Origin of the sequence: Shewanella sp. Scap07 (assembly GCF_013394145.1) — a bacterium.
GTDB lineage: Bacteria > Pseudomonadota > Gammaproteobacteria > Enterobacterales > Shewanellaceae > Shewanella > Shewanella waksmanii.
In genome coordinates, this window is the sequence record NZ_CP041329.1 from 3,979,314 (window position 1) to 4,002,007 (window position 22,694).

The 22,694-nt window shown below is 45.7% G+C and carries 17 protein-coding genes and 1 riboswitch; of the genes, 3 read left to right on the forward strand and 14 right to left on the reverse strand.

Annotated features, from left to right (window positions below):
* Positions 1–6: 6 nt before the first annotated feature.
* The 8 genes from FLM48_RS17445 to FLM48_RS17480 all read right to left on the reverse strand — a co-directional run bounded on the left by FLM48_RS17445 (position 7) and on the right by FLM48_RS17480 (position 9,898).
* Positions 7–1,536 carry a cobyric acid synthase gene (locus FLM48_RS17445; protein WP_179025525.1) on the reverse strand — a complete coding sequence of 510 codons (1,530 nt, stop codon included), beginning with the start codon at positions 1,534–1,536 and terminating at the stop codon, positions 7–9.
* Positions 1,533–2,087, reverse strand: coding sequence for a bifunctional adenosylcobinamide kinase/adenosylcobinamide-phosphate guanylyltransferase (gene cobU / locus FLM48_RS17450; protein ID WP_179025526.1), 555 nt, complete (start codon positions 2,085–2,087; stop codon positions 1,533–1,535). Before cobU ends, FLM48_RS17445 begins: the two co-directional genes overlap by 4 nt.
* Positions 2,084–2,848 carry an adenosylcobinamide-GDP ribazoletransferase gene (locus tag FLM48_RS17455; protein ID WP_179025527.1) on the reverse strand — a complete coding sequence of 255 codons (765 nt, stop codon included), beginning with the start codon at positions 2,846–2,848 and terminating at the stop codon, positions 2,084–2,086. Before FLM48_RS17455 ends, cobU begins: the two co-directional genes overlap by 4 nt.
* Before the next feature lie 12 nt (positions 2,849–2,860).
* Positions 2,861–3,907, reverse strand: a complete 1,047-nt coding sequence (gene cobT / locus FLM48_RS17460; protein ID WP_372847120.1) for a nicotinate-nucleotide--dimethylbenzimidazole phosphoribosyltransferase — start codon at positions 3,905–3,907, stop codon at positions 2,861–2,863.
* Positions 3,908–3,977: 70 nt separating this feature from the next.
* Complete coding sequence (locus tag FLM48_RS17465) at positions 3,978–5,021, reverse strand: iron ABC transporter permease (RefSeq protein WP_179025529.1); 1,044 nt, start codon at positions 5,019–5,021, stop codon at positions 3,978–3,980.
* A complete protein-coding gene (locus tag FLM48_RS17470) occupies positions 5,008–5,847 on the reverse strand; it encodes an ABC transporter ATP-binding protein (RefSeq protein ID WP_179026418.1) in 840 nt (279 codons plus the stop codon). The genes FLM48_RS17465 and FLM48_RS17470 overlap by 14 nt, the downstream gene beginning before the upstream one ends.
* Before the next feature lie 100 nt (positions 5,848–5,947).
* Positions 5,948–6,105: riboswitch (cobalamin riboswitch) on the reverse strand.
* 175 nt (positions 6,106–6,280) lie between these two features.
* Entirely contained in the window at positions 6,281–6,910 is a 630-nt protein-coding gene (locus FLM48_RS17475) for a histidine phosphatase family protein (RefSeq protein WP_179025530.1), read from the reverse strand.
* 129 nt (positions 6,911–7,039) lie between these two features.
* Positions 7,040–9,898 (reverse strand): ATP-binding protein, encoded by a 2,859-nt coding sequence (locus FLM48_RS17480; protein WP_179025531.1) that lies wholly within the window; start codon positions 9,896–9,898, stop codon positions 7,040–7,042.
* A 559-nt stretch (positions 9,899–10,457) separates the two neighbouring features.
* Between FLM48_RS17480 and metH the strand changes: the two genes are divergently transcribed.
* Positions 10,458–14,183: a methionine synthase gene (gene metH / locus FLM48_RS17485; RefSeq protein ID WP_179025532.1), complete on the forward strand. Its 3,726-nt coding sequence runs from the start codon at positions 10,458–10,460 to the stop codon at positions 14,181–14,183.
* 64 nt (positions 14,184–14,247) lie between these two features.
* On the opposite strand, the gene FLM48_RS17490 is transcribed toward metH, so the two are convergent.
* From FLM48_RS17490 to FLM48_RS17510, 5 genes are all read right to left on the reverse strand, one after another.
* A complete protein-coding gene (locus FLM48_RS17490; protein ID WP_179025533.1) occupies positions 14,248–15,525 on the reverse strand; it encodes an AAA family ATPase in 1,278 nt (425 codons plus the stop codon).
* A gap of 65 nt (positions 15,526–15,590) precedes the next feature.
* Entirely contained in the window at positions 15,591–15,971 is a 381-nt protein-coding gene (locus tag FLM48_RS17495) for a hypothetical protein (protein WP_179025534.1), read from the reverse strand.
* A 184-nt stretch (positions 15,972–16,155) separates the two neighbouring features.
* On the reverse strand, positions 16,156–17,895 hold the full coding sequence (locus FLM48_RS17500) for an ammonia-forming cytochrome c nitrite reductase subunit c552 (protein WP_028771567.1): 1,740 nt from the start codon (positions 17,893–17,895) through the stop codon (positions 16,156–16,158).
* A 694-nt stretch (positions 17,896–18,589) separates the two neighbouring features.
* Entirely contained in the window at positions 18,590–19,039 is a 450-nt protein-coding gene (locus FLM48_RS17505; RefSeq protein WP_179025535.1) for a FlxA-like family protein, read from the reverse strand.
* 336 nt (positions 19,040–19,375) lie between these two features.
* On the reverse strand, positions 19,376–19,567 hold the full coding sequence (locus FLM48_RS17510; protein ID WP_179025536.1) for a hypothetical protein: 192 nt from the start codon (positions 19,565–19,567) through the stop codon (positions 19,376–19,378).
* A gap of 212 nt (positions 19,568–19,779) precedes the next feature.
* Here FLM48_RS17510 and FLM48_RS17515 point away from each other — a divergent pair, with 212 nt between their 5' ends.
* The gene (locus FLM48_RS17515; protein WP_256870967.1) at positions 19,780–20,145 is read left to right on the forward strand and encodes a TM2 domain-containing protein; all 366 of its coding nucleotides are present in this window, start codon (positions 19,780–19,782) and stop codon (positions 20,143–20,145) included.
* Positions 20,146–20,201: 56 nt separating this feature from the next.
* Here FLM48_RS17515 and FLM48_RS17520 read toward each other — a convergent pair whose 3' ends face one another.
* Entirely contained in the window at positions 20,202–21,233 is a 1,032-nt protein-coding gene (locus FLM48_RS17520) for a linear amide C-N hydrolase (RefSeq protein WP_372847125.1), read from the reverse strand.
* Between the two features lie 165 nt (positions 21,234–21,398).
* Between FLM48_RS17520 and FLM48_RS17525 the strand changes: the two genes are divergently transcribed.
* Positions 21,399–22,421: a GGDEF domain-containing protein gene (locus FLM48_RS17525; protein WP_179025538.1), complete on the forward strand. Its 1,023-nt coding sequence runs from the start codon at positions 21,399–21,401 to the stop codon at positions 22,419–22,421.
* Positions 22,422–22,694: the final 273 nt, after the last annotated feature.

Sequence of the window (22,694 nt, forward strand, 5' to 3'; positions counted from 1 at the left end):
TTTTTGTTACGACTCACCAGTAATGATGGCTTCAATTGCCGTCATGTCTAAATGGCGACTGATGCCATCGGCAAGTCGTTGTAATTGCATTTCACGTTGTTGGCTAATATCTATCGCCTGCACCTTTTGCATACCCGCCCATTGCAGTAACAGTTGACCCGCTTGGGGGTGATCAAATAGGCCGTGTACATAGGTACCCAAAATCTGGTCATCATCACTGAGGCACCCCTCAAAAAATTCACTGGCGGTATCAGTACTGAGTGTCAATGGTTGCCGAGGTTGATTAAGCAGTTGTGATTGCCCACAGTGGATCTCGTAACCTTGCAATTGCGCTTGCTTACCGTCTAAGTGCAGTTGGCCGCTAACCTGTGTCAGGCATTTATTGGCCGTTAATGTGGTCACAATTGGCAGTAAACCTAGCCCTTCAGACTCACCGGCTGCACTTTCGATCCCTAAAGGATCGTCAATCGCTAAGCCTAGCATTTGATAACCACCACAAATGCCCAGTACTTTGCCGCCATAGCGTAAGTGCCGCTGTATCGCTTTATCCCAGCCAAGCTGTAACATCACCGCTAGGTCTTCACGCACATTCTTACTGCCAGGTAGAATAATTAGATCGGCCTGAGGCAGTGACTGCCAGTCGACTTGCTGCTGTGCATGCACATATTGAAACTCGACGTCGGGGTTAAGCCGCAATGGGTCAAAATCGGTGTGGTTGCTGACGCGCGGCCAGACAAGAACTAACACTTTAAAGCTGGCGGCTTGTTTGGCTGGCACGTTATCGATGGCATCTTCTGCATCAAGATGAAAATCGTTGATATAAGGCAGCACCCCGAGTACCGGCTTTTGGGTGTATTGCTCTAGCCAGTCAATCCCCGATTGCAGCAAACTAATATCACCGCGAAAGCGATTAATCACAAAGCCTTTCACTCGCGCTTGCTCCGATTCCGATAACAGTGCCAGCGTCCCCACCAAATGGGCAAATACCCCGCCTTTATCGATGTCGGCAATAATAATCACTGGGCAATCTACGTGTTCAGCAAAGCCCATATTGGCGATATCGCCTTCACGCAAATTGATTTCGGCAGGGCTGCCTGCGCCTTCCACCAGCACGCATTGATATTGCTGCTGTAGGCGAGACAATGACGCCTCGACTGCCGCCATTGCTTTGACTCGATAGCCTTGGCTGTCTTTACCGAAATACTCAGCGGCTTCCATATTGGCTAACGCTTTGCCATGAATGATCACCTGCGCTTGGCTATCGGAACTGGGTTTCAGCAAAATAGGATTAAAGTCGGTGTGCGGTTTCACTCGCGCAGCGATGGCTTGTAAGGCTTGGGCGCGGCCAATTTCGCCGCCATCATCGGTCACAGCACTGTTTAACGCCATATTTTGTGGTTTAAATGGCGCGACTTGCCACCCTTTATTGGCAAAGTAGCGACACAGCCCCGCCACCAAAGTGGTCTTGCCCGCATCTGACGTGGTCCCTTGAACCATTAATATGTTTTGCGCGACTTTTTTCTGTTGTTGGCTCATGATCTGCCCTGCTCATGCACCTGATGCGCAGATTTGAGCACCTGAGCAATACCTGCGGTGACCAAAACCACCTCATCGGCTAACTCGGCCAAGGCTTGATGCAACCAACCGGCTTGATCGACAAATTGGCGGCTCAACGGATCAGCGGGTATCACCCCCATGCCAACCTCATTGCTTACCAACACCACATCTCCCGGCAGTTGCTGTAGAGTATTAAGTAATTGCGCTTTGATAACCGCGTAATCACTTTGCTGCATCAGGTGATTTGTCAGCCACAAAGTTAAACAGTCCACCAGCACAAAATTGTTTGCCGTAGCATGGGTTTCAAGACTGGTCGATAAATCCAGTGGGCTCTCAATAAGCTGCCAGGCTATACCATCGGCGCGCCGTTCCTCTTTGTGGCGATTGATGCGTTGCTGCATCTCATCATCAAAGGCTTGTGCTGTCGCAATAAAAACACAGCTCTTGCCCTGCTCACTTGCTTGATTAGCAAGTTTTAGCCCATATCGAGACTTGCCACTGCGCGCGCCGCCCAATATTAAAGAGATCATGCCAGCACCACCAAAATAAACAGGTAAATGACCAGCTCACTCACCTGTTGAGCTGCGCCTAACGTATCCCCAGTATAGCCGCCAATTTGGCGCTTAAAGCCCCAAAGTAAGATGAATCTCGTTAGCCCTAAGCAGACGATGAGTGATAAGTAGTGTTCAAGCGGAGATAACCACAGCACCGCGGCACCTGTGGCGAGTAATATGCCAAGCTCATTGGCGGTCTGACTGCTCGCTAGCGGCTTACTTTTACTTTGAGTGTCACGCACATAGGTCGCTGAAAAGATCATACTGGCCGCCAACATACGACTTAAACAATGACCCACAACCAAAGCAACGGCAACAAAGTAATCATCAATGAGCGCGACTTCGGTCAACAACACAAATTTGGCCAGCAAGGCTAACACCAACGCCAGTGCCCCATAAGTGCCGAGACGTGAGTCTTTCATGATGGCAAGTTTATCTTCAACGGTCCAACCACCACCAAACCCATCAGCGGTATCCGCAAGGCCATCTTCATGAAAGCCTCCGGTAGCGATCACACTCATCACCATCGCGGCAACAATAGCGATAGATGCTGGTAGCCACTGGGCCAGCAATAGATAAGTAAACGCACTAATTAAGCCAACAACGATCCCCACTGCGGCAAAATAACGACTGGCTTGATTGAGCCGTTCTGCATCAATGGTGATACTGGCAGGAATAGGGATACGGGTAAAAAAGCCAATAGCAATTAAAAATAGCTGCAACTGTCTTACTAGCATAACCTGCTCCGATTAGCTGACTGGCGGTTGTTTAGTATCAATCTCTATGCCCATGTCATCGAAGCTTGCCATGTCATTGAAAAAGCTCGCCGCAGCCTCGATAAGTGGCAGAGCTAACGCTGCGCCCGTGCCTTCACCTAAACGCATCCCTAAGTTAAGTAGCGGTCTAGCTTGCAAAAATTCCAGCATCAGTAAGTGACCACGCTCATCACTTTTATGGGCAAACACCATGTAATCACGGCAATTTGCATTGATCTTTATTGCCATTATCGCCGCCGCGCTTGCGATAAAGCCATCAATTACCACCACCATGTTTAATTCTGCCGCCGCAAGTATTGCCCCGGTCATTTGTACAATTTCAAATCCGCCCAGCGCTGCCAGTAGCTCAATGGGATCATCTAGGCTGTCAGAGTGAATGCGTAGCGCTTCTTCAATGAGGGCTTGCTTGCGCTTTAAGGTCGCCGCATCAATGCCGGTACCACGGCCAACACAATCGGCCACAGGAACTTGCAATGCCGCAGCCATAATCGCAGCCGCTGACGACGTATTGCCGATGCCCATCTCACCAAAACCAAGCAGGTTTGTCCCCTGTGCATGGTGGTGTGCCACACGGGCTTTAGCCATAGCAAAACCTTGCTTTACTGCACCAATGGTCATGGCGGGTTGACGATGAATAGGATTGGTTCCAGCGCCCAATCGTTGATTGATGAGCCCTGGCATATCTAATGGCTGCGCAATCCCGCAATCAATGACTTCCATTTCAAAACCACTTTGACGACAAAATGCATTGATTGCCGCCCCCCCCTCTAAAAAGTTAACCACCATCTGAGTGGTCACTTCACTGGGCACAATAGAGACCCCCGATGCCGCAATGCCATGGTCGCCAGCAAAAACCAACAATTTAGGTCGACGAATACAGATAGGATCACCTAAAACTTGTGCCAGTTGCATGGCCAGACTTTCAAGTTCTCCTAAGGCGCCAAGAGGTTTGGTTTTGTTGTCGATTTTATGCTGAATGGTCTCATCTTGCTGATGGTCAACGGGCTTGATTTGAAACATGTTTCTTCCTATTAAACTCAAGGTCATTCGTTATACTTATCATTATTTTTTAGCTTTATTATTGGAACTATTACTGGCGTTTACTGGCTAAGATAAACAGAAAGAAACCACTGCCGATCACCGCGGTAATGATGCCAATGGGTAGCTCTTGATAGCTCAGTAAACTACGTGCAATCACATCGACCCATATCATGAATAAGCCCCCCACTAAGGCTATGGTTAGCAGCGCAAAGCGGCCGGGCATCAACATTCTGACGATATGTGGCACCATTAAGCCAACAAAGCCAATACCACCACAATTGGCCACGAGCACTGCGGTTATCAATGAACACAGCAACAACATGCCAACCCGCAAGCGCCCGACGGCGATGCCCAAGGTGTGAGCGGTTTCATCGCCAGCTTTCATTGCCATCACTTGGCGCTTAAACAACAAAATAATCAAAGTCGCACCCACCACAGTTAACACAGGCAAACCCACATCGGCCCAGGTGGCTTTGGCAAAGCTTCCTAGGCTCCAAAACAGTACAGATGCGGCGGCCTGTGGACCACTGAAATACAATAATAGGCTGGTCATGGCGCCAAACATAAACGAGATGGCGACACCGGATAGCAGCATACGCTCCACCTGAATACTTAACCTGCCACCACAAAATGCCATCACTAATAACACTGATAATACCGCGCCAATAAAGGCGCCCAATGGCAAACTTAGCCAGCTGAGCTGCGCAGCTAGCTCGCTTTGCCCCTGCAGCGTTATCACCACCACGGCGCCTAGGGAGGCACCGGAGGAAATACCAAATAGGTAAGGATCGGCCAAAGGATTTCGGGTCACGGTTTGCAACACAGCACCGGCGACGGCCAAACCCGCCCCGGCAGCAAAAGCCAGCACAATACGCGGCATACGCAGTTCCATAACAATCCGCTCAGTGACACCAAAGTGACCCGTATCTCCGCGCAACTGCGCCAGTATCATTTGATAGACTTGGCTAAAACTAATGTCAGCCGCGCCAAAACTGGCCGCGAGCATCGGCGTTAGCGTGCTGGCTAACATAATGGCCATCACCATGAGGCCGAAATAAAGCTGCTTGGGCAAAGTGCGTTTAACTTGCATCATTACCTCCTGCATGGGTTTCACCGGCTTGATAGCCATAGTAGTAGGTAATTTGCGGACGTTGATGCTGTGGATGCGGGGCAACGGCGCAGCAAACCTCAAATACATCACCAATCAATTGCTCGGTGAGTACCTGTGATGGCATGCCCTGTGCGATGCCTTGCCCCTGATTAAGCAGCAGTAATTGATCGCACATCGCACTGGCAAGGTTGAGATCATGAATACTGATCACCACAGTAATGCCTAACGAATGCAGTAACTCAAGGATCTGAATTTGATAGCGGATATCAAGGTGATTGGTGGGCTCATCCAATATCAACAGTTTAGGCTGCTGCACTATGGCTCTGGCGATCAGTGCCCGTTGCTTCTCGCCACCAGATAAGTGCTCATAAGCTTGCTTAGCTAAATGGGATAAACCCACTTTTTCAAGAGCCTGCGCAACCGCAAAATGGTCGGCTTGGCTAGTCAGCGACAATGCAGACTTGTGGGGTGTCAGCCCTAACATGACCAGCTGCTCGGTGGTCATATCAAAATGCTGTGGGGTATCTTGCAGCACAACAGCCACTTCACGAGCAAACGCCTTAAGAGGGTAATGGCTAATATCTTTGCCAAATAAACAGATTTGCCCTTGGCTGGGGGTGAGGTAGCGGTATAAACAACGAAGCAAACTGGATTTACCCGCGCCATTTGGGCCAATAATGCCTAACATTTTACCTGCAGCAAGCTGCAAGTTGACGCCTTTAAGAATCGTGCGCTCACCCGCATGCCAATGCAGATCAGTTACATTTAGTGCATTATCGCTATGATGTTGACAATCTTGTGTAGGCATCGCTAACTGACTTCCCACTTGGTCACCGTGGAAATGTAGTTGCTGCCAACCGATATCATGAGGTACTTCATTTCAAGCTCCCTCGAGTTACCCGCTCGAGTTTCTTGGCGAAAAGTAAGGCAGGTATCCTGGCTTGCGATAACCTAACGCAGGTTAGCATCGGTTATGGCGTACAGTTGCGGGCACAGCTTGGGCAGGCAGTGAGACTGCTCCCCAATTCCCTATTAAGTTAAGCTTATCTTACCCAGTAACTAGGCCAATAAGACGCTCAACACCTTACTTTCGACTATCGACATCTAGACGGCCAATAGTCTTTAACTGTGGCTATTATGCCGATTTTCAGCCAAGTCGCCAACCTCAGTAGCAAAATGTTGTCTCAGTTCACCCTAGTGACATCGACCTCAATTCACCGACTTAAGCGAAATCGAACGGATTAACCATTAGGCCAATGCAGCCGGTAGTGCATCTGACCATCCTCGCCCTGATATAAGGTGATATTGACCACAGCGCCATAGGGGATATCCAGCTGAGAATAAAAACCACTGGCTCGACTAACGCCTAGCGCTTGTGCCATCAAGTGACGTATCACTCCACCGTGGGTTAATAATAATATGTGTTGACCCCGGCATTGATTGGCTATGTGCTCAAAGCCAGTTTGCACTCGCATTTCAAAAGCTGCCATAGTTTCGCCATTGGGTGCAGGGTTTGCCCATGGATCTTGCCAATAGGCTTCAAGTTGCGGCTGGCAAGATTGATATAGCTCATCTAGTGGCTGGCCGTCCCACTCGCCAAAGTCAATCTCGGCTAACCCGTCGCACTGCTGATACGCAAGCCCATAACGGCTGTTAAGTTGCTTAGCCACAGACATGCAGCGCTGCCGCGGTGAGCTAAAACACGCGTTTAGTTGCTGCGACTGCATCGCAAGTTTGTCTACCAACTTAGCAATATTGTCGAGCATCAAGGCTTGCCCCTGCGCGCTAAGCGCGACATCGGTAGTGCCCCGTAAAATTTGACCGCCTTGGCACTGACCGTGACGCATTAGATATACGCTGGTTATTTTCATCAGATGGATAAGCTTGTTAATGAACACTATGCACCTAGCCTAACGACTTGGCAGGCGCAGATACAAGCATGTTGATCAACTTTTAACTACAAGCGCCAAGGTTAGATTAGCCTAGTTCTATGTAAACGCTCAGATATCAAAGTTTATTGGCGGTGGCTTGGTATGATCTTTAACTAATAACCTCGGAAATAAAATATGATAAACCAAGCCTTCATTTGGCGCGGTTTTGATATCCACCTTCCCTTGCAGTTTTTGACTGACTAAGTTGTAAACTAAATGCGCACCTAAGCCGCTTCCGCCCTCATTGCGCTTAGTGGTATAAAATGGGTCAAAGAGATTTTTTACCCCCTCTTCATCTAAACCGATACCATCATCAGCATAGATCAGTTCAACCGTCTCATCTCGTAACTGTGCTTGAATGGTCATAGTGCCGATTTGCTCAGCTTCAAACCCATGCAAAATACTATTCATGATCAAATTCGTGATCACCTGTGACAATGCACCTGGATAGGTATGGCACATTAAGCTAGGGTCGCAGTCAATCGTTATATGATGGGGTAACTGCTTCAATGTTGGCCGCAGCGATAATATTACTTCTTGCAAATACTCCTTAAGTAAGAATTGCCGTTGCTGCTCACTAGATTGATCGACGGCAACACGCTTAAAGCTTTGAATTAAGTTTGAGGCGCGGGCATTATTTTTTAAAATAATATCCATGGCCTCAATGCATGTATCAATAAACTGAACAAACTCTTGCTCGTCTAGCTCACCAGCTAGGAACAATCTTTTTAGCTCATTGACCTGATCATTCATATGCGAAGCGGCGGTGACACATACCCCGATAGGAGTGTTGATCTCATGCGCTATGCCCGCCACCATTTTACCCAATGATGCCTGCTTTTCATGCTCTACCAGCTGATTTTGGGTGCGCTTAAGCTTATCCATCGCCGCCTGCCACTCCTCGGTACGTTGGGCAACCAGGGCTTCCATTTTGTCAGAGTATTGCTTTGCCAACTGCTCTTTTTCTTTTGCATAGTTAAGCTGCTGTCGCAGTTGAGCTGGGCTAATTTTCAATTGGGTTAATAGCTGTCTGTAATAGCGAGCAAGCACCTGCTTTTCTGACTTCGAATACAAGTTTGATTGTGTCACAACCATATGTGCCACTGATGCCCCGGTTATCCCGCTCAACAACCGTTCTGTGGCTCGCTCTAAATTGGCCAACTCTTGCACGTTAACCGGGTCTTCAACCGACAAGCCCACCTCTAATAGGCACATATCGACTTTGAGTTTGGCTAAATCATCTCTGAGATATTGACCAAAAATATCGGCAATAATGGTCAATTTGGGGGCTAAGTCGATATCCTGTGGTAGCAACTCAAATAAGGCTTCATTGTCTTCGCCTTTGTCGGCCATGACATCGATAAACTCAGCGCTGTAGCGCTGCTCTTCTGCAGGGGTTTGACTAAAAAGACTCACCATGATCAACGTCGAAATATTGGCAATTAACGACCAAAAAGTCCCATGGCTAATATGCTGCATTTGCGAGCCAAACAGATGCTCTGGGCGCAACCAATCTATCCCCCACGGACCTGCGGTCAAAATATCTGCCGATAACCAACCGCTATTCATCAGCGAGGGAAGTAACAAGCAATAACCCCAAACGCTGAATCCTGCGGCCAAACCGGCAATGGCGCCTTTGGTGGTAACCGTTGGCCAGTAAAGGCCACAAATCACTAACGGCATAAACTGTAATATCGCGCAAAATGACAACATCCCCATATTGACCAACATATAGGAGTCGCCCAAAAGTAAATAAAACACCTGACCTGCACCGAGGATCAAAAATACAGCCAGCCAACGACTTTGCAGTAAATAGCGTTTAAATATGGAGTTTGGGAAATAACGTTGCAGGAAAGGCAGTGCAATGTGATTACTGAACATGGTCGATAAGGTCATGCCAGACACCATCAACATCGCCATTGAGGCCGAGAAGCCGCCAATAAATACCAACAGCGTCAGCAAAGGTTGGCCGGAAGCCATTGGTAAAGCCAACATAAACATATCTGGATTCTGCGGGCCAAGTAACAACAAGCCAGCAGCCGCAATGGGGGTAACAAATACCGTCATCAAGAATAGATATAACGGCAGCATCCATTGCGCTTTTATGACGTGCTTAGCATTGGCGTTTTCAACCACCATAACGTGAAACTGGCGAGGAAGGAGTAAAAATGCTGAACCGGCTAACAACAAATAGCTACACCAAGTCATTAATGCAGGTTTTTGCGCCATCGTTTGTGCCATTTCAGGCAACTGCTGTTGCAGTTGAGTTAATATCGCCAAGGGTGAATCAAACAGGTAAAAACTGACAAATAACCCCACCGCTAGCATCGCAATGAGCTTGACACTGCCTTCAATAGCTAAAGCTAACATCATCCCAGGATGGCGCTCAGTTGGATCTAAATGCCGAATGCCAAAAACAATGGTAAACAATGCTACTCCAGCCCAAATGAACCAAGTCAGTGCTTGATATACAGGCTCGCCACTGTCAATTACGGTGTCTATTGCGCCGTTAATTGCTTTTAATTGCAGCGCTAAATAAGGGACTACGCCGACCATAGCCACAACCGATGCCAGCGCCGCAAGCGTGATACTGCGATTAAATCGAGCGGATAGGAAATCGGCAATACTGGTGACATGATAAACTTGCTTAACCAGCAAGATGCGCTGCATCAACGGCCATAGCACCAGCATAACTAAACTGGGCCCTAAATAGATGGTCAACATTAACACGCCAGAGGTGGTCGCAATACCGACACTGCCAAAGAAGGTCCAACTGGTGCAATAGATTGCAATAGATAGCACGTAAACTGACACGCTATTGGTGACTTTCTGCGCGCGTATACTGCCTGATTCTGCCCATTGGGCAATTAAGAATAAAACACCGATATAACCAATAATAACCAGTATCAAGGTAATTGGAGATATCATGTTTTCATACTCCAACTCGTCGCTTCATTGACTGCGCAAACTCATCACAAATAGCAGCGCTATTAATCCAAGCCAAATAATTGAAACGACGATGATGAGCTGACCAATATTAAAATCAATATTGGTGGCCATGGGCCATGTAATGACCATAGAAGCGAGTATCAGTATTAACCACCTAAATGCTGGCAACGTTGTTTTGTTGATCACCACGCATCTCCATTGCTTGACGTTGTATAAGCATAGTACAAACTTAGCGCACTATTATCGGTCGTAAACATCGATAGCGTGGGATAAACAGCGGACTTGAAAACCGATAAACATCGAGCAATAAACTTGCTCTTAGCAGGTCAACTGATTAGTATAGACGTCTATACGTATAAACATCTAAAAGTAACACTGCATGTTGTTGATTAAGCATGCTATAGCTAATACTTAAAACCGCTGGTCTCCTTATTGTATGAAAGCAATATTTTGATCAAATAAACAATGCTATACAATGTGTTACGTCGCTTAGAGCGAATGTGTGTCTGTTGCAGTCTGTTTTAAATAGGTAAAATTTATGGCGATCCGTACCCCGATAACTCAAGTTAGGCAAATCAACGCGCAAATCGAAGCGCAGCTGAAACAACAGATCCTGATCTTAGATGGTGCTATGGGTACCATGATCCAAGACCATAAATTAGAAGAAGAACACTTTCGTGGTGAACGTTTTAAAGATTGGCCGTGCGATGTTAAGGGCAATAACGACCTGTTGGTGTTAACCCAAGCAGACATCATCAAAGAGATTCATAAGCAATATTTGCTCGCTGGTGCCGATATCATCGAAACCAACACGTTTAACGCCACGCGCATCGCGATGGCCGACTATGAAATGGAAGAACTGTCGGCCGAAATCAACCTTGAAGGAGCCCGAGTGGCTCGAGCAGCCGCTGATGAAGTTGCCGCTGAAACGGGCCGCCATTGCTATGTTGCAGGGGTACTTGGCCCCACCAACCGAACCTGTTCTATCAGCCCGGATGTAAACGATCCGGGTTATCGCAATGTCAGCTTTGATGAGCTTGTCGAGGCTTATATCGAGTCAATTGAGGCACTCATTGCCGGCGGCAGCGACATCATCATGGTGGAAACCATTTTTGATACCCTCAATGCCAAAGCGGCATTATTCGCCATAGAAACCGTATTTGATCAACTCGGCCAGCGACTGCCGATTATGATTTCCGGTACGATTACTGATGCCTCAGGTCGTACACTTACCGGACAAACCACCGAAGCCTTTTATAACTCACTGCGCCATGTAAAGCCCCTGTCTATCGGCTTAAACTGCGCCTTAGGCCCGCAAGAGCTGCGCCCCTATGTAGAAGAGCTTTCAAAAATAGCTGAATGCTATGTGTCAGCGCATCCTAATGCCGGCTTACCCAACGAGTTTGGTGGCTATGACGAAACGCCAGAAGAGATGGCCAGCGTTATTGGCGACTGGGCGGCTGAAGGCTTTTTAAACATTATTGGTGGCTGTTGTGGTACCACTCCAGATCATATTCGTGTCATCCGTGAAGCTGTCATTAAACATCAATGCCGCGCCTTACCTGATATCCCTGTTGCCTGTCGCTTGTCTGGCCTTGAGCCTCTGACCATTGATGAAAACTCGCTGTTTCTCAATGTGGGTGAGCGTACCAACGTGACCGGTTCAGCTAAATTCTTGCGCCTTATTAAAACCGGCGAATATGAAGAAGCGCTATCGGTGGCCCGCGACCAGGTGGAAAACGGCGCACAAATCATCGATATCAACATGGATGAAGGCATGCTTGACGGGGTTGAGGTGATGCAAAAGTTCCTCAACTTAATCGCCTCTGAGCCTGATATTTCCCGTGTCCCCATCATGATTGACTCTTCCAAGTGGGAAGTAATTGAAGCGGGCCTTAAATGCATTCAAGGTAAAGGCGTCGTCAACTCTATTTCCCTGAAAGAAGGTGAAGACAAGTTCATTGAGCAGGCTACCTTAGTTAAGCGCTATGGCGCTGCAGCGATTATTATGGCCTTCGATGAAGTTGGCCAAGCAGATACCATGGCGCGTAAAGTGGAGATCTGTACCCGAGCCTACAATGTATTAGTGGATAAAGTGGGCTTCCCCCCTGAAGACATTATTTTTGATCCCAATATTTTTGCCATCGCCACCGGTATCGATGAACATGACAACTATGCGGTAGATTTCATTGAAGCCACCCGTGAAATTAAGCGCACCCTGCCCCATGCAATGATTTCAGGCGGGGTATCGAATGTGTCATTCTCGTTTAGAGGTAACAATCCGGTCCGTGAGGCTATTCATGCCGTATTCCTTTACCATGCGATTCAAGCGGGCATGGATATGGGGATTGTTAATGCGGGACAGCTTGCCATTTATGATGACATCGATGCCGATCTTAAAGAGAAGGTCGAAGCCGTTGTGCAAAACTTGCCTTGTCCTGTGGCCGACTCTAACAACACCGAACAACTGCTCGACATTGCAGAGAAGTACCGCGGCGATGGTAGCACTGCAGGTAAAAAAGAAGACTTAGAGTGGCGCAGCAAGCCTGTTAATGAGCGTTTAGCCCATGCACTGGTTAAAGGTATCACCGACTTTATTGACGAAGATACAGAAGAAGCTCGCTTGGCCGCTAATCGACCACTGGATGTCATTGAAGGGCCGTTAATGGACGGCATGAATATTGTGGGCGATCTATTTGGCTCAGGTAAAATGTTCTTGCCCCAAGTGGTTAAGTCTGCGCGGGTGATGAAAAAAGCCGTTGCCTACCTCAACCCTTATATTGAACTGGAAAAGGTCGAAGGCCAGTCTAACGGCAAAATCTTAATGGTCACCGTGAAAGGTGATGTGCACGATATTGGTAAGAACATTGTCGGCGTAGTGTTGGCCTGTAATGGTTATGAAGTGATAGATCTTGGCGTTATGGTGCCGGTTGAGAAAATCATTGAAGTCGCCAAAGCCGAAAATGTGGATATTATTGGCATGTCTGGACTGATCACCCCAAGCCTTGATGAAATGGTGCATAACGTTAAGTCTTTCCACAAAGCGGGCTTAACCATCCCATCCATTATTGGTGGTGCGACTTGCTCTAAAATTCACACCGCAGTGAAAATTGCGCCGCATTCGCCCGAAGGTGCTATCTATATTGCCGATGCATCACGCGCAGTGCCTATGGTATCTAAGCTGATAAACGATGAAACTCGTCAAGCGACCATAGATGATGCCTACAACGAATACCAAGTAATGCGCGACAAGCGTAATTCCCAAGCCAAGCGCAAGCAGATAATCAGCATTGAAGCAGCCCGTGACAACCGCTGCCAGCATGATTGGGATAACTACAGCCCATTTGTGCCCAATAAGCTCGGTCGTCAAGTGTTCGATGACTACCCATTAGAAGACTTGATTGAGCGCATCGATTGGACCCCCTTTTTCCGCAGTTGGGAGTTACACGGTCACTTCCCTAAAATCTTAGATGATGAAGTGGTGGGTGAAGAAGCGCGCAAGCTCTATGCTGATGCCCAAGCTATGTTGAAAACCATCATTGAAGAGAAGTGGCTCACCGCCAAGGCGGTCATTGGTTTATTCCCAGCTAATACCGTTAATCATGACGACATTGAAATCTATACCGACGAAAATCGTAATGAACTGGAGATGACCACCCATCACCTGCGCATGCAGATTGAACGCGTTGGTAACGATAACTTCTGTTTAGCGGATTTTGTGGCGCCAAAAGATTCAGGTGTGGCCGATTATATGGGCGGTTTTGCGGTGACGGCCGGCCATGGTATTGACGAACATGTCGCCCGTTTTGAAGCCGCTCACGATGACTACAATGCCATCATGCTTAAGTGTTTAGCTGACCGATTAGCCGAAGCGTTTGCTGAACGTATGCATGAGCGAGTACGTAAAGAGTTTTGGGGTTACGCCGCCGATGAGCAACTTGATAACGAAGCGCTTATTCGCGAAAAATACAAAGGTATTCGCCCGGCACCTGGCTACCCAGCTTGCCCGGATCATACCGAGAAAGGCTTACTATGGGATCTGCTCAAACCTGATGAAACCATTGATTTGAATATCACCGAAAGTTTCGCCATGTTCCCGACCGCGGCAGTGTCTGGCTGGTATTTTGCCCACCCACAATCGCGCTACTTTGGGGTGACCAATATTGGCCGCGACCAAGTAGAAGATTACGCTAAACGTAAAGGCATGAGCATTGAAACAACAGAGCGTTGGTTAGCACCGGTATTGGATTACGATCCAGAGTAATCAATTAAATATAAAGCCTGCTATGGAGTTATTAGCAGGCTTTATCTCAAAATAAAATAGGCGACTAAAACTTAATACTCTCTTCAAATTTTTTTACTTCGATATTTTCTTTATCTGTTTTATCTAACATCCATCTTGCCATTATTTTTATTTTTGGATCCAAAAATCTATACCTAGTGCCTTTAGGTGATTTTCTAATCAAAGGGTTATTCCCTGTTGACAGTTCCTTTAGAATAGCTGATATATTAAGTGTTTTATTCTGCGTACTTACTGGAAATGTACTACGAACATTATCTTCAACTTCCTGAGCAGAAAACTCATTACTATTCATTCTTCCAACACAGTAGATAACTTGATTTCTTCTACCGTGCTTAGTAGCTTTTGAATTAATATGCTCTTCCACCCTGGCATTTTCACTGACCAAGGCCTCCTGAACCCAGTTCCTTAAACAGTTTTTATATAAATCATTATTGATTACACCATTGTTCAACTCTTTGGCTTCAATTGAAATCTCTAACCCTAATTCATGAATATATTGAGGTACATTTGTTGAAAACCAAGACATCGCCGACAAAAAGTAGTCTTTGTTAAACCCCGAAACAAGATCTGATTCTAATTCCAGCCCAACTAAATTAAAAAAACCTCTATTCGCAAGTTGTTTAACTTTCTCTGTCTCAAGGATGGATACTTCGGGTATCTCCTGAACTCTATTAATTATAGTTTGGCTAGAGTCAACTTTAGAAAAGTAATCTCGAAGATTATTTGGAGTCCCCACCAGCATAACTCTAACCTTATATCTGGCATATTCATCATCATCTAAGTACATTAATATCGATGAGAGTTCTCTGACGTGATCCTCATTTTTCACAATATGTTCTAAGTTATCAATAACTAATATAGACTCTTTTGAACCTGCTATTTTAAATAACTTTTTTACCAACTCTAGATACGGTTCGCTAGTCATAACCTCATACTTATTGTTATGCTTTAACTCACCTTTTGCTACCGCAACATTACCTGATGCGCTCTTAGACTCTTCGTAAGCAGTTCTTTCAAAAGGCTGAATTCTAGCGCTTAAACTTTTAATCGCATCGCTAACTGAGCCCAATGAACTAATTGTCGCCCCATTTAAAACTTCATAATGCAGCTTCTGCTTTTTAAGCACCTTTTTATACAACCACGTTTTTCCACAACCACTTTCTCCATATATGATTATATGTTTAGGTTTTCTGAGTGCTTTTCTAAGGGCATACTCTAAGTCATCTCGATGAACATACATCCGGTCATTTACATATTTTCCTTTTGGTGTAAAAACTTTTTCGGGTTCTTCATATTTAAACATGATATAAAACACTTCCTTGAAATATTACAAAATGAACACTCTTGGATAGCTAAAAAGCTATTCTATCAATCTCGCCAATCGTACACCTTACCGTTAATCACAACTACTTGAGAAAACCGGCCGTCTTCACCTTGGTAAAGCCACTGCTCTGCACCTCGGCCAGAGCGAAGTTTTTGATCGGGCTCGCCTCGACTTTTTAGCAAAGCTTTCTCGCTCATCCCTATCGCCACTTCATTATTGTTAATCAAGCGCCGCTCTTGCTCGGTAAACTCACTTTTGATGTTTTCAACCACAGCCACTTCTTGTTGGCTTTCAACAGCCTCACATAAATGGTCTTGGAACACCTTCTTACCATCAACTTCGCACTGGTATATTTTGGCAGAAACGCTCGCGTTCATAACAAAACAGCCACCTAAAATGGCAATAAAAATGCGATACTTATTCATGACACTTCCCTGCATTTGAAACAAATTAGTCTAACCTAGCCTTTCCCTAACACATTGATTATGCAGTATAGGCAATCAAGTTTCACGGTTTAATAACATGGGATGGCTTGCTACACGAAACAAAGCCAGTCTGGAGCGGACTGGCTTTTTGATGGGAAATATAGAGATGAGATGGTCTTGCTAGTTAGCGCAGTTCAACTGGCCACTCTTTCTTAACACGCTCTTCAATGAAGGTATCTTTATCAGACTTCATCTTGTCGTAATCAAGACCGGCTTCAATTTGTACTTTCGCTTTGCTGTCATACTTACTCGCATCATACACATAGTCTGGCGCATACTTAGCGAGAAGGGCATCAGCCTCAACAAGGGCGGCATCTAATAAGGTATTAGACTTAACCAATAGGCGCTTGGCTTCGGTGATGTTATGTGCATAGATACCATGCGATGCCGTGGCACTATCCCAGAACCACTGCGCATTACGCACTTTGCCCAGTAAACTATTCATCTCGGTAGCGAGTTCGTTTCCAGCATTAAGTGCAGCTTCATAATTGCCTTTTGCTTCGCCAATGGTCTTGCCTGATTCAATCCCCTCTACGCCGTTGGCAGCCCACACAGCTTGCGCTTTGAAGTGAACTTCAGTTAGGCGAGGATCGGTACCATTAGCATCGAATCGCAGTGCATCAATCTCCGCTTTTCGATTAGCAAACTTAGTTTCAAAATCACTGGCACTATGGCACATAGTACAATCGCTTGGCAGCTTGCTAGCATCAAACTTAACGTTATGATTTGAGTACATTACCCCTTCAGCATTCTCTGCCTGTGGCATGTGGCAAGTGTTACAGCTGAACTCCAAGTGATTTGGCATAACGTGGCTGGTTCGATCCATCAAGTTTTCATACTCAGGATGCTGAGTCTTCAGAGATGGTGCACCAGAAATCGCGTTAGTCCAATCCTTAAAATTAATCTTGTCGTAGTAAGCTAACTGCGCTTCTGCGGCAAAACCTTTGTAGAGCTCATCGCTACCTGTATAGCCCACCACACTGGCATAATCGGTTTCAACACCAGGTACCCAGTGATCCCATGGGTAACGTACTTTCTTGTCATCTGTACCATCAAAGTAGTACTCAACATGGCATTGCGCACACGTTTGGCTTGCTTGACCGTTATGGTTTTGCTCTGCAAACGTATAACCAATTTGCGTCATTGCACGCTCGGTATAAGGACGACTTAGGCGCAAGGTATTCTCGCCTAGCTCATGACAGTCCGCACAGCCAATGGTGTTGCTCATTTCGTGGCCCCAGGTCGACCAACTGTTGTTGGCAAATTTGCCTTCGCCGATAAGATCGTACATACGGGCGACATCTGGAGACTTACACGACCAACAAGAGGCTGCCATTGCCTCCCCGACCACTTTACCATCATGCCCGACAACGGGACTGCCGGTTCTTAGGCTCTGTATCACATCAGTCAAAGCAAAGTGATGGCCACGGGCACGGTTGTAATCTTTAGCAAAACCGTAGCCTGCCCACGCGCTAACCAAGTTTGGGTTAGCCTCTAATAGGTCTGTGGGCTTACCAGATTCTGGATTATTTTCATCGGTACTCGCCCACGTAGCATGTTGCTCAGGGAAACTTTCTTGCCAGCTATCACTGTTGTAAAAATCTACAGGTCCAGTTGTAGGCGGCACAATACAGGTGTTGCTGTCTGGGTCGAGCACTGTGCCTTCACCACATTCGACAGGATCCACGGGATCAACCGGGTCAACAGGATCAACAGGATCAACTGGGGTGACTTCACATACGTTAGTATCCGGGTTTAGCTCAGAGCCTTCACCACAAGTCACGTTGTTGCCATCATCACTGTCATTACAGCCGGCGAGTACCGCAGAGATAGCGATCGCAATCGCGAGTTTTTGAATTTTCATCTCACACTCCTCAAAGTGAATATTATTCACTTTTTATGCTATTTATTATTGTAATCAACTTGTCAAAAAGACATTTCCAGCTATACAAACACCCAAGTTAACCGTAAACATCAAAGCAACATTTGTGTGACAACCATCACTAGCCGAACACTCAAATATCTCTAAAGGGGTATACGCAATACAGGTTACAGATCATATTTTTCACTGAAAATGATATATAAACAGGCCGTTATTTAGCCTAAACTGCTATAGATAAAGCAAAATTAGCCAACAGGTTATTTATTAAGCATTAATATTTCTGGGAGTGAGACTACACCTAAGGTGTAGAGAAATGACTCATATTGGCTCGATTGGCTGGTTCACACTCAACAACATTGCAGCAACATAAGCTTAGGGCTACACACATGATTACCCACGCCCCAATGGTGAATAAAAATTCATAAACATGAGTATTAAGTGTGAATATTTTTAGATGGTAATAACACGACAAATTGGCTGTCGACGCGCCCCAAATCAAACAGAGATTGCAACATGTGACCAACACAGCGGAAGTTAAAAATGGTTAACGCAAGCAGTGATAACCCACCAGCAGCGATAGCACGAGGCTGTAATTTTCTATCTTATATAGCACCGGCACGATAGACAAAAGGCAAACATCACAGATGATGGCCATACTAGGATGTAAGTTTGAACCTTAGGCTTGTTGCTTAAGCTGCTGCTCTGTTAGCGCGGCAATTTGCGCCAATAGACTCGTCAATTGTGCTTCAAGTACCTTACGCTGCTTATCAGCACCTTCAGAGCGATCGCCAACGAGTTCATCGAGTTGCTTTTGCAACTCTTCGACCTGCTGCTTGAGGCTATCAATGAGTTCATCGAGTTTGTCTTTGGGGGCAAGTTCGGCGCTTTCCTTGCTTGCAACTTGCTGATTTGCACGGCGCTGAGCGTGTAGTGTCATACCAGAGTCACTTGCCAGCGCCTGATAAGCTTGAGCAGATATTTGCACCACGTCATTATCAGTGGTTGATAGTGCACTTGTACTCGTTGCTTGGCTAGTTTGCTGATTAGTCGTTCGAGAGGCAATTTTTAGTTGACTGAAATCACCGATGGGCTCGGCAGCACCCACTGCTTTGGTTATCACGTTCACAACACCACTCCTCAAGGCAGCGCTAAAACATAGCACTGCCAATAGTCTCTATAAGAGTGATATCGGCCTAATTAGCAAAACATTAACCCGTTTTATGCTGCTTTACGCTATTTGTCATGCTTATCTAGCAAGTAATATTACTGCGCTAGCTAGGTAGCCCAATAAATACTGTGCTATACCAAAGAGCGAACGTCCCTTTCATGTTATCTTTGCTAGTGATTTGCTAATAGCGCGGACTGTTTTTAAATAAACGTCTCTAAGCCAGCATCAAGCTGCACTCATAGAGAGGGCTAATCACTGCTAGCTTTGAAAAATCCATTGCAATTTATTAGTAATCTACGCGTCTTCTTCATGCATATAGCTCTCGATGAGTGACAGCTGTGCTTGTTCATCTAACCATGTCGTAGTGACATGATAACTGCTCGCATCCACTGCTTTTGCCGGCATATCCACCTGGCAATCTATCTGCATTTTTCGCGATACAATCTCACTAAAGCCACCACTGCACTGCGTTTTAGACATAGCCATACCTTCCTCCCACAACTTAATGGCCGTTTAAGCTTTTAACGATAGGGTTGCAGTTAATTATAGTCCAGCGTGGGTTTTTCAGGTTTCGCCATGACTAATACACCTAGCACCAACGAGATTATTTTAAAAATGTGAACTGTGCATCTGTCACTCAGCTAACACTTGTACGCATAATAGAGCCGCCACTAATAACGAGAAAGCCGGAGTTTGCAATGAAAAATAGACACAATCTTCAAACACGATGTACGGCTTGCAGCGAGACTATGTCAGTGAATGCTAACAACTGTCCGCAATGTGACACTCCCATAGGACTTGAAGCGTTAGCGGGCGTCGATCCCAACATGCGGATTAAAAACCAAAAACTGGCGATATGTTTTGGTTTAATACTCGGCGGGCTAGGTTTACACAAGTTCTATTTAGGGCACTACTTAAAAGGCAGCCTGTACTTGCTCTTTAGCTGGACACTCGTGCCTATTGTTGTCGGCTGGGTAGACAGTATTCGTACCTTTAAAATGAGCCCATTTCGGTTCGCGCAGCGATACAATCACATGGTCCCGAATAGAGGCACAACGAACTAATCGCCTATTCAACCTAGCCTAAAGCTGAGTGCTTTAGGCTATGAAGTCAGCGGTTGCTAGCGGCGATAAGCAAATGGGTCATCGCACTCAATGAGCAAATCAGTTATGTCGCCATATATGTTAGGGTGATTATCCACTCCAGCAGTAACCTTGCCTATATTGACAACACTGATTAATCTAAGCCGTGCACACTTGGCTTCTGTATGCTTAAATTTAACCCAAGCTGGGCTCATATTGAGTGGGTTAAGTAGGTAATAACTCATGGCAACCGGGTCTGCTAGACTGGTCCATCTTGTACAGGTTGGCGACTCAGATTGACTAGGATTAAAGTGATACGGCACTGCACCTATTTGCATAAATGCCCGAGTTTGTGCAACAACATCGGCATCATTCGCCTTATCGGAAAGTGTTAAATAAAAGCTCGATTTCTCAAAACTTTGCACCGGTGAGGTTCCACCAGGAACAGTGAAATTAGGTTCGGTTATGGCAGGTTTAGTCTGCCCCCATAAGTACTGCCAGTACTTCATTATTTCAAGTTGTGTTGCATAATCAGGCTCATTGGTGACAACTCGATACTCGGGGTTTTTATAACAAATCAGCTCACCATTTTTGAACTCAATAATGAGTGAATTACCAAGTCGGTCAGATACCGCCACGTGGACAGTGCCTGGCACTAAACCCTCTGCTGCGCCCCCCTCAGGAACGGCTTCCTCAAGAACACGTAACGAATTACTTTCCGCATAACCAGCGACTTCATCCACACTCGCAAAGCTGTCTAAAATATATTGCGGCCACCGTAATATACTAATATTACCATCAGAGAAATACGGCTCGGGTTTAGCATAGGTCGCGGGAGTGTCATATAGGGCGTTGACCACTAACCCCTTTTCATTCATACCATCTACAGCACCATAGCCTTGATCTTCATCGCCCATCATGGAAACCACACTGCTATACAATGAGTGCCAGCAAAAAACCGCTGATAAAGGTAAGTTTTCTAACTCAGCGCGCTGGTTACTGATTCCTTGCTTATGCAGTCCGGCAGCAAATCGATACAAGCAAACACCAATCGGTCGAAACCAATTCATGTTCCTTCCTGTCACCGGATACCCGCCATTAAGACTATTTAATACTCGTAAACACATAATTATCCTTATTTAATCCAATCCATTATTGCCTTCATGGCTAACAATCCCATAACATATAGTGCAATGGATTAAGATTGAAGCCCAAAACACATTTAAGGAAAAAACGTGGAATCTAGCGTACTTGATAACACTCAGCAGCTAAGGTCGCGCATTTTGATGGGCATCTGTGCTTTATTGGGTTTACTTGGGTTACTGCTTGGATTAGCTAATTTGTTCCTTGTTAGCGTTATCCCGGCAAAACCTATATTGGCGTTTTTTCAGTTTTTGTTTGCCGCTTTGTCGATCTATTTGCTTTGGCTAAGCGCAAATAACAAACAGCGTCCTTGGCATGCCAAGCTATATATCTATACCCTTACTGCACTAGTCATTTACGCAATTTATCAAGCGCAGCTGTCTAGCTTCTTATTTAGCTGGGCACTGACCTTACCCATAGTGTATTTTTTAATGCTAGGGAAAGAATCCGCGCAGTTTCCAACAGTAGTTTTACTTTGCACAGTGTTAAACGACATATTTTTAAAAACTGCAGTATTGATAAGCCCACCTATTGTTAACTTCCTATGCGCCTACTTAATAGTGTGGATAGTGTCATATCTTTATGAAAATAGCCGCGAGCATTCAGAGTATCATCTTCAACAACTTGCACTACGCGACCCGTTGACCCAAAGCTTTAATCGCCTAGCTTTATCACGTGACTATAATAGTATCAGCGATCAAACTGACCTCAGTGTTTATGTATTAGTGCTAGATATCGACTTTTTCAAACAGGTCAATGATAGGTATGGTCATGAAGCGGGAGATACTGTACTGAAGCATTGCGCGCAGACGCTTGAACAGCTTTCTAATCCAGCGATAAGTTATCGTATTGGCGGAGAAGAATTTTGTATTTTGTTGACCGCACCAGCTATGAGTGACGTGATTAAACTTGCCGAAAAAATAAAGCTAAAAATTCCGCAACAACAAGTCGACATTGGCGAACAAAAGATCAGTATTACCGTTAGTATAGGTATCGCCAAACAGCAGACTAAGAGTGGACTCGCTCGTTTGCTCGCCACTGCAGATCAACAACTATATAAAGCCAAAAAAGCAGGACGCAATACCATTATGTATTCCGAAGACTTAGTCGCTTAACCTCCATAAAATAGTTACTTAGCACTTTTTAACCACTTCATTCGCTAAACATCCAAACTGAAGTACGCAAAGCCTGGCTTATCAAACTCCTAATCCATTGTGCCTGACAAAATATAGACAAACGTTTGAATGACTGTTTAAATGGTTGTTTATGTCTTTGCGGTATTTGACGCTAGAAACTTAATTATTTGAACAATAAGCTGTTAATTAATATCTAAAAATCAAAATTAGGGCATTCGAATTTTTTGGGACATCACCGGTTATTTACTGGTG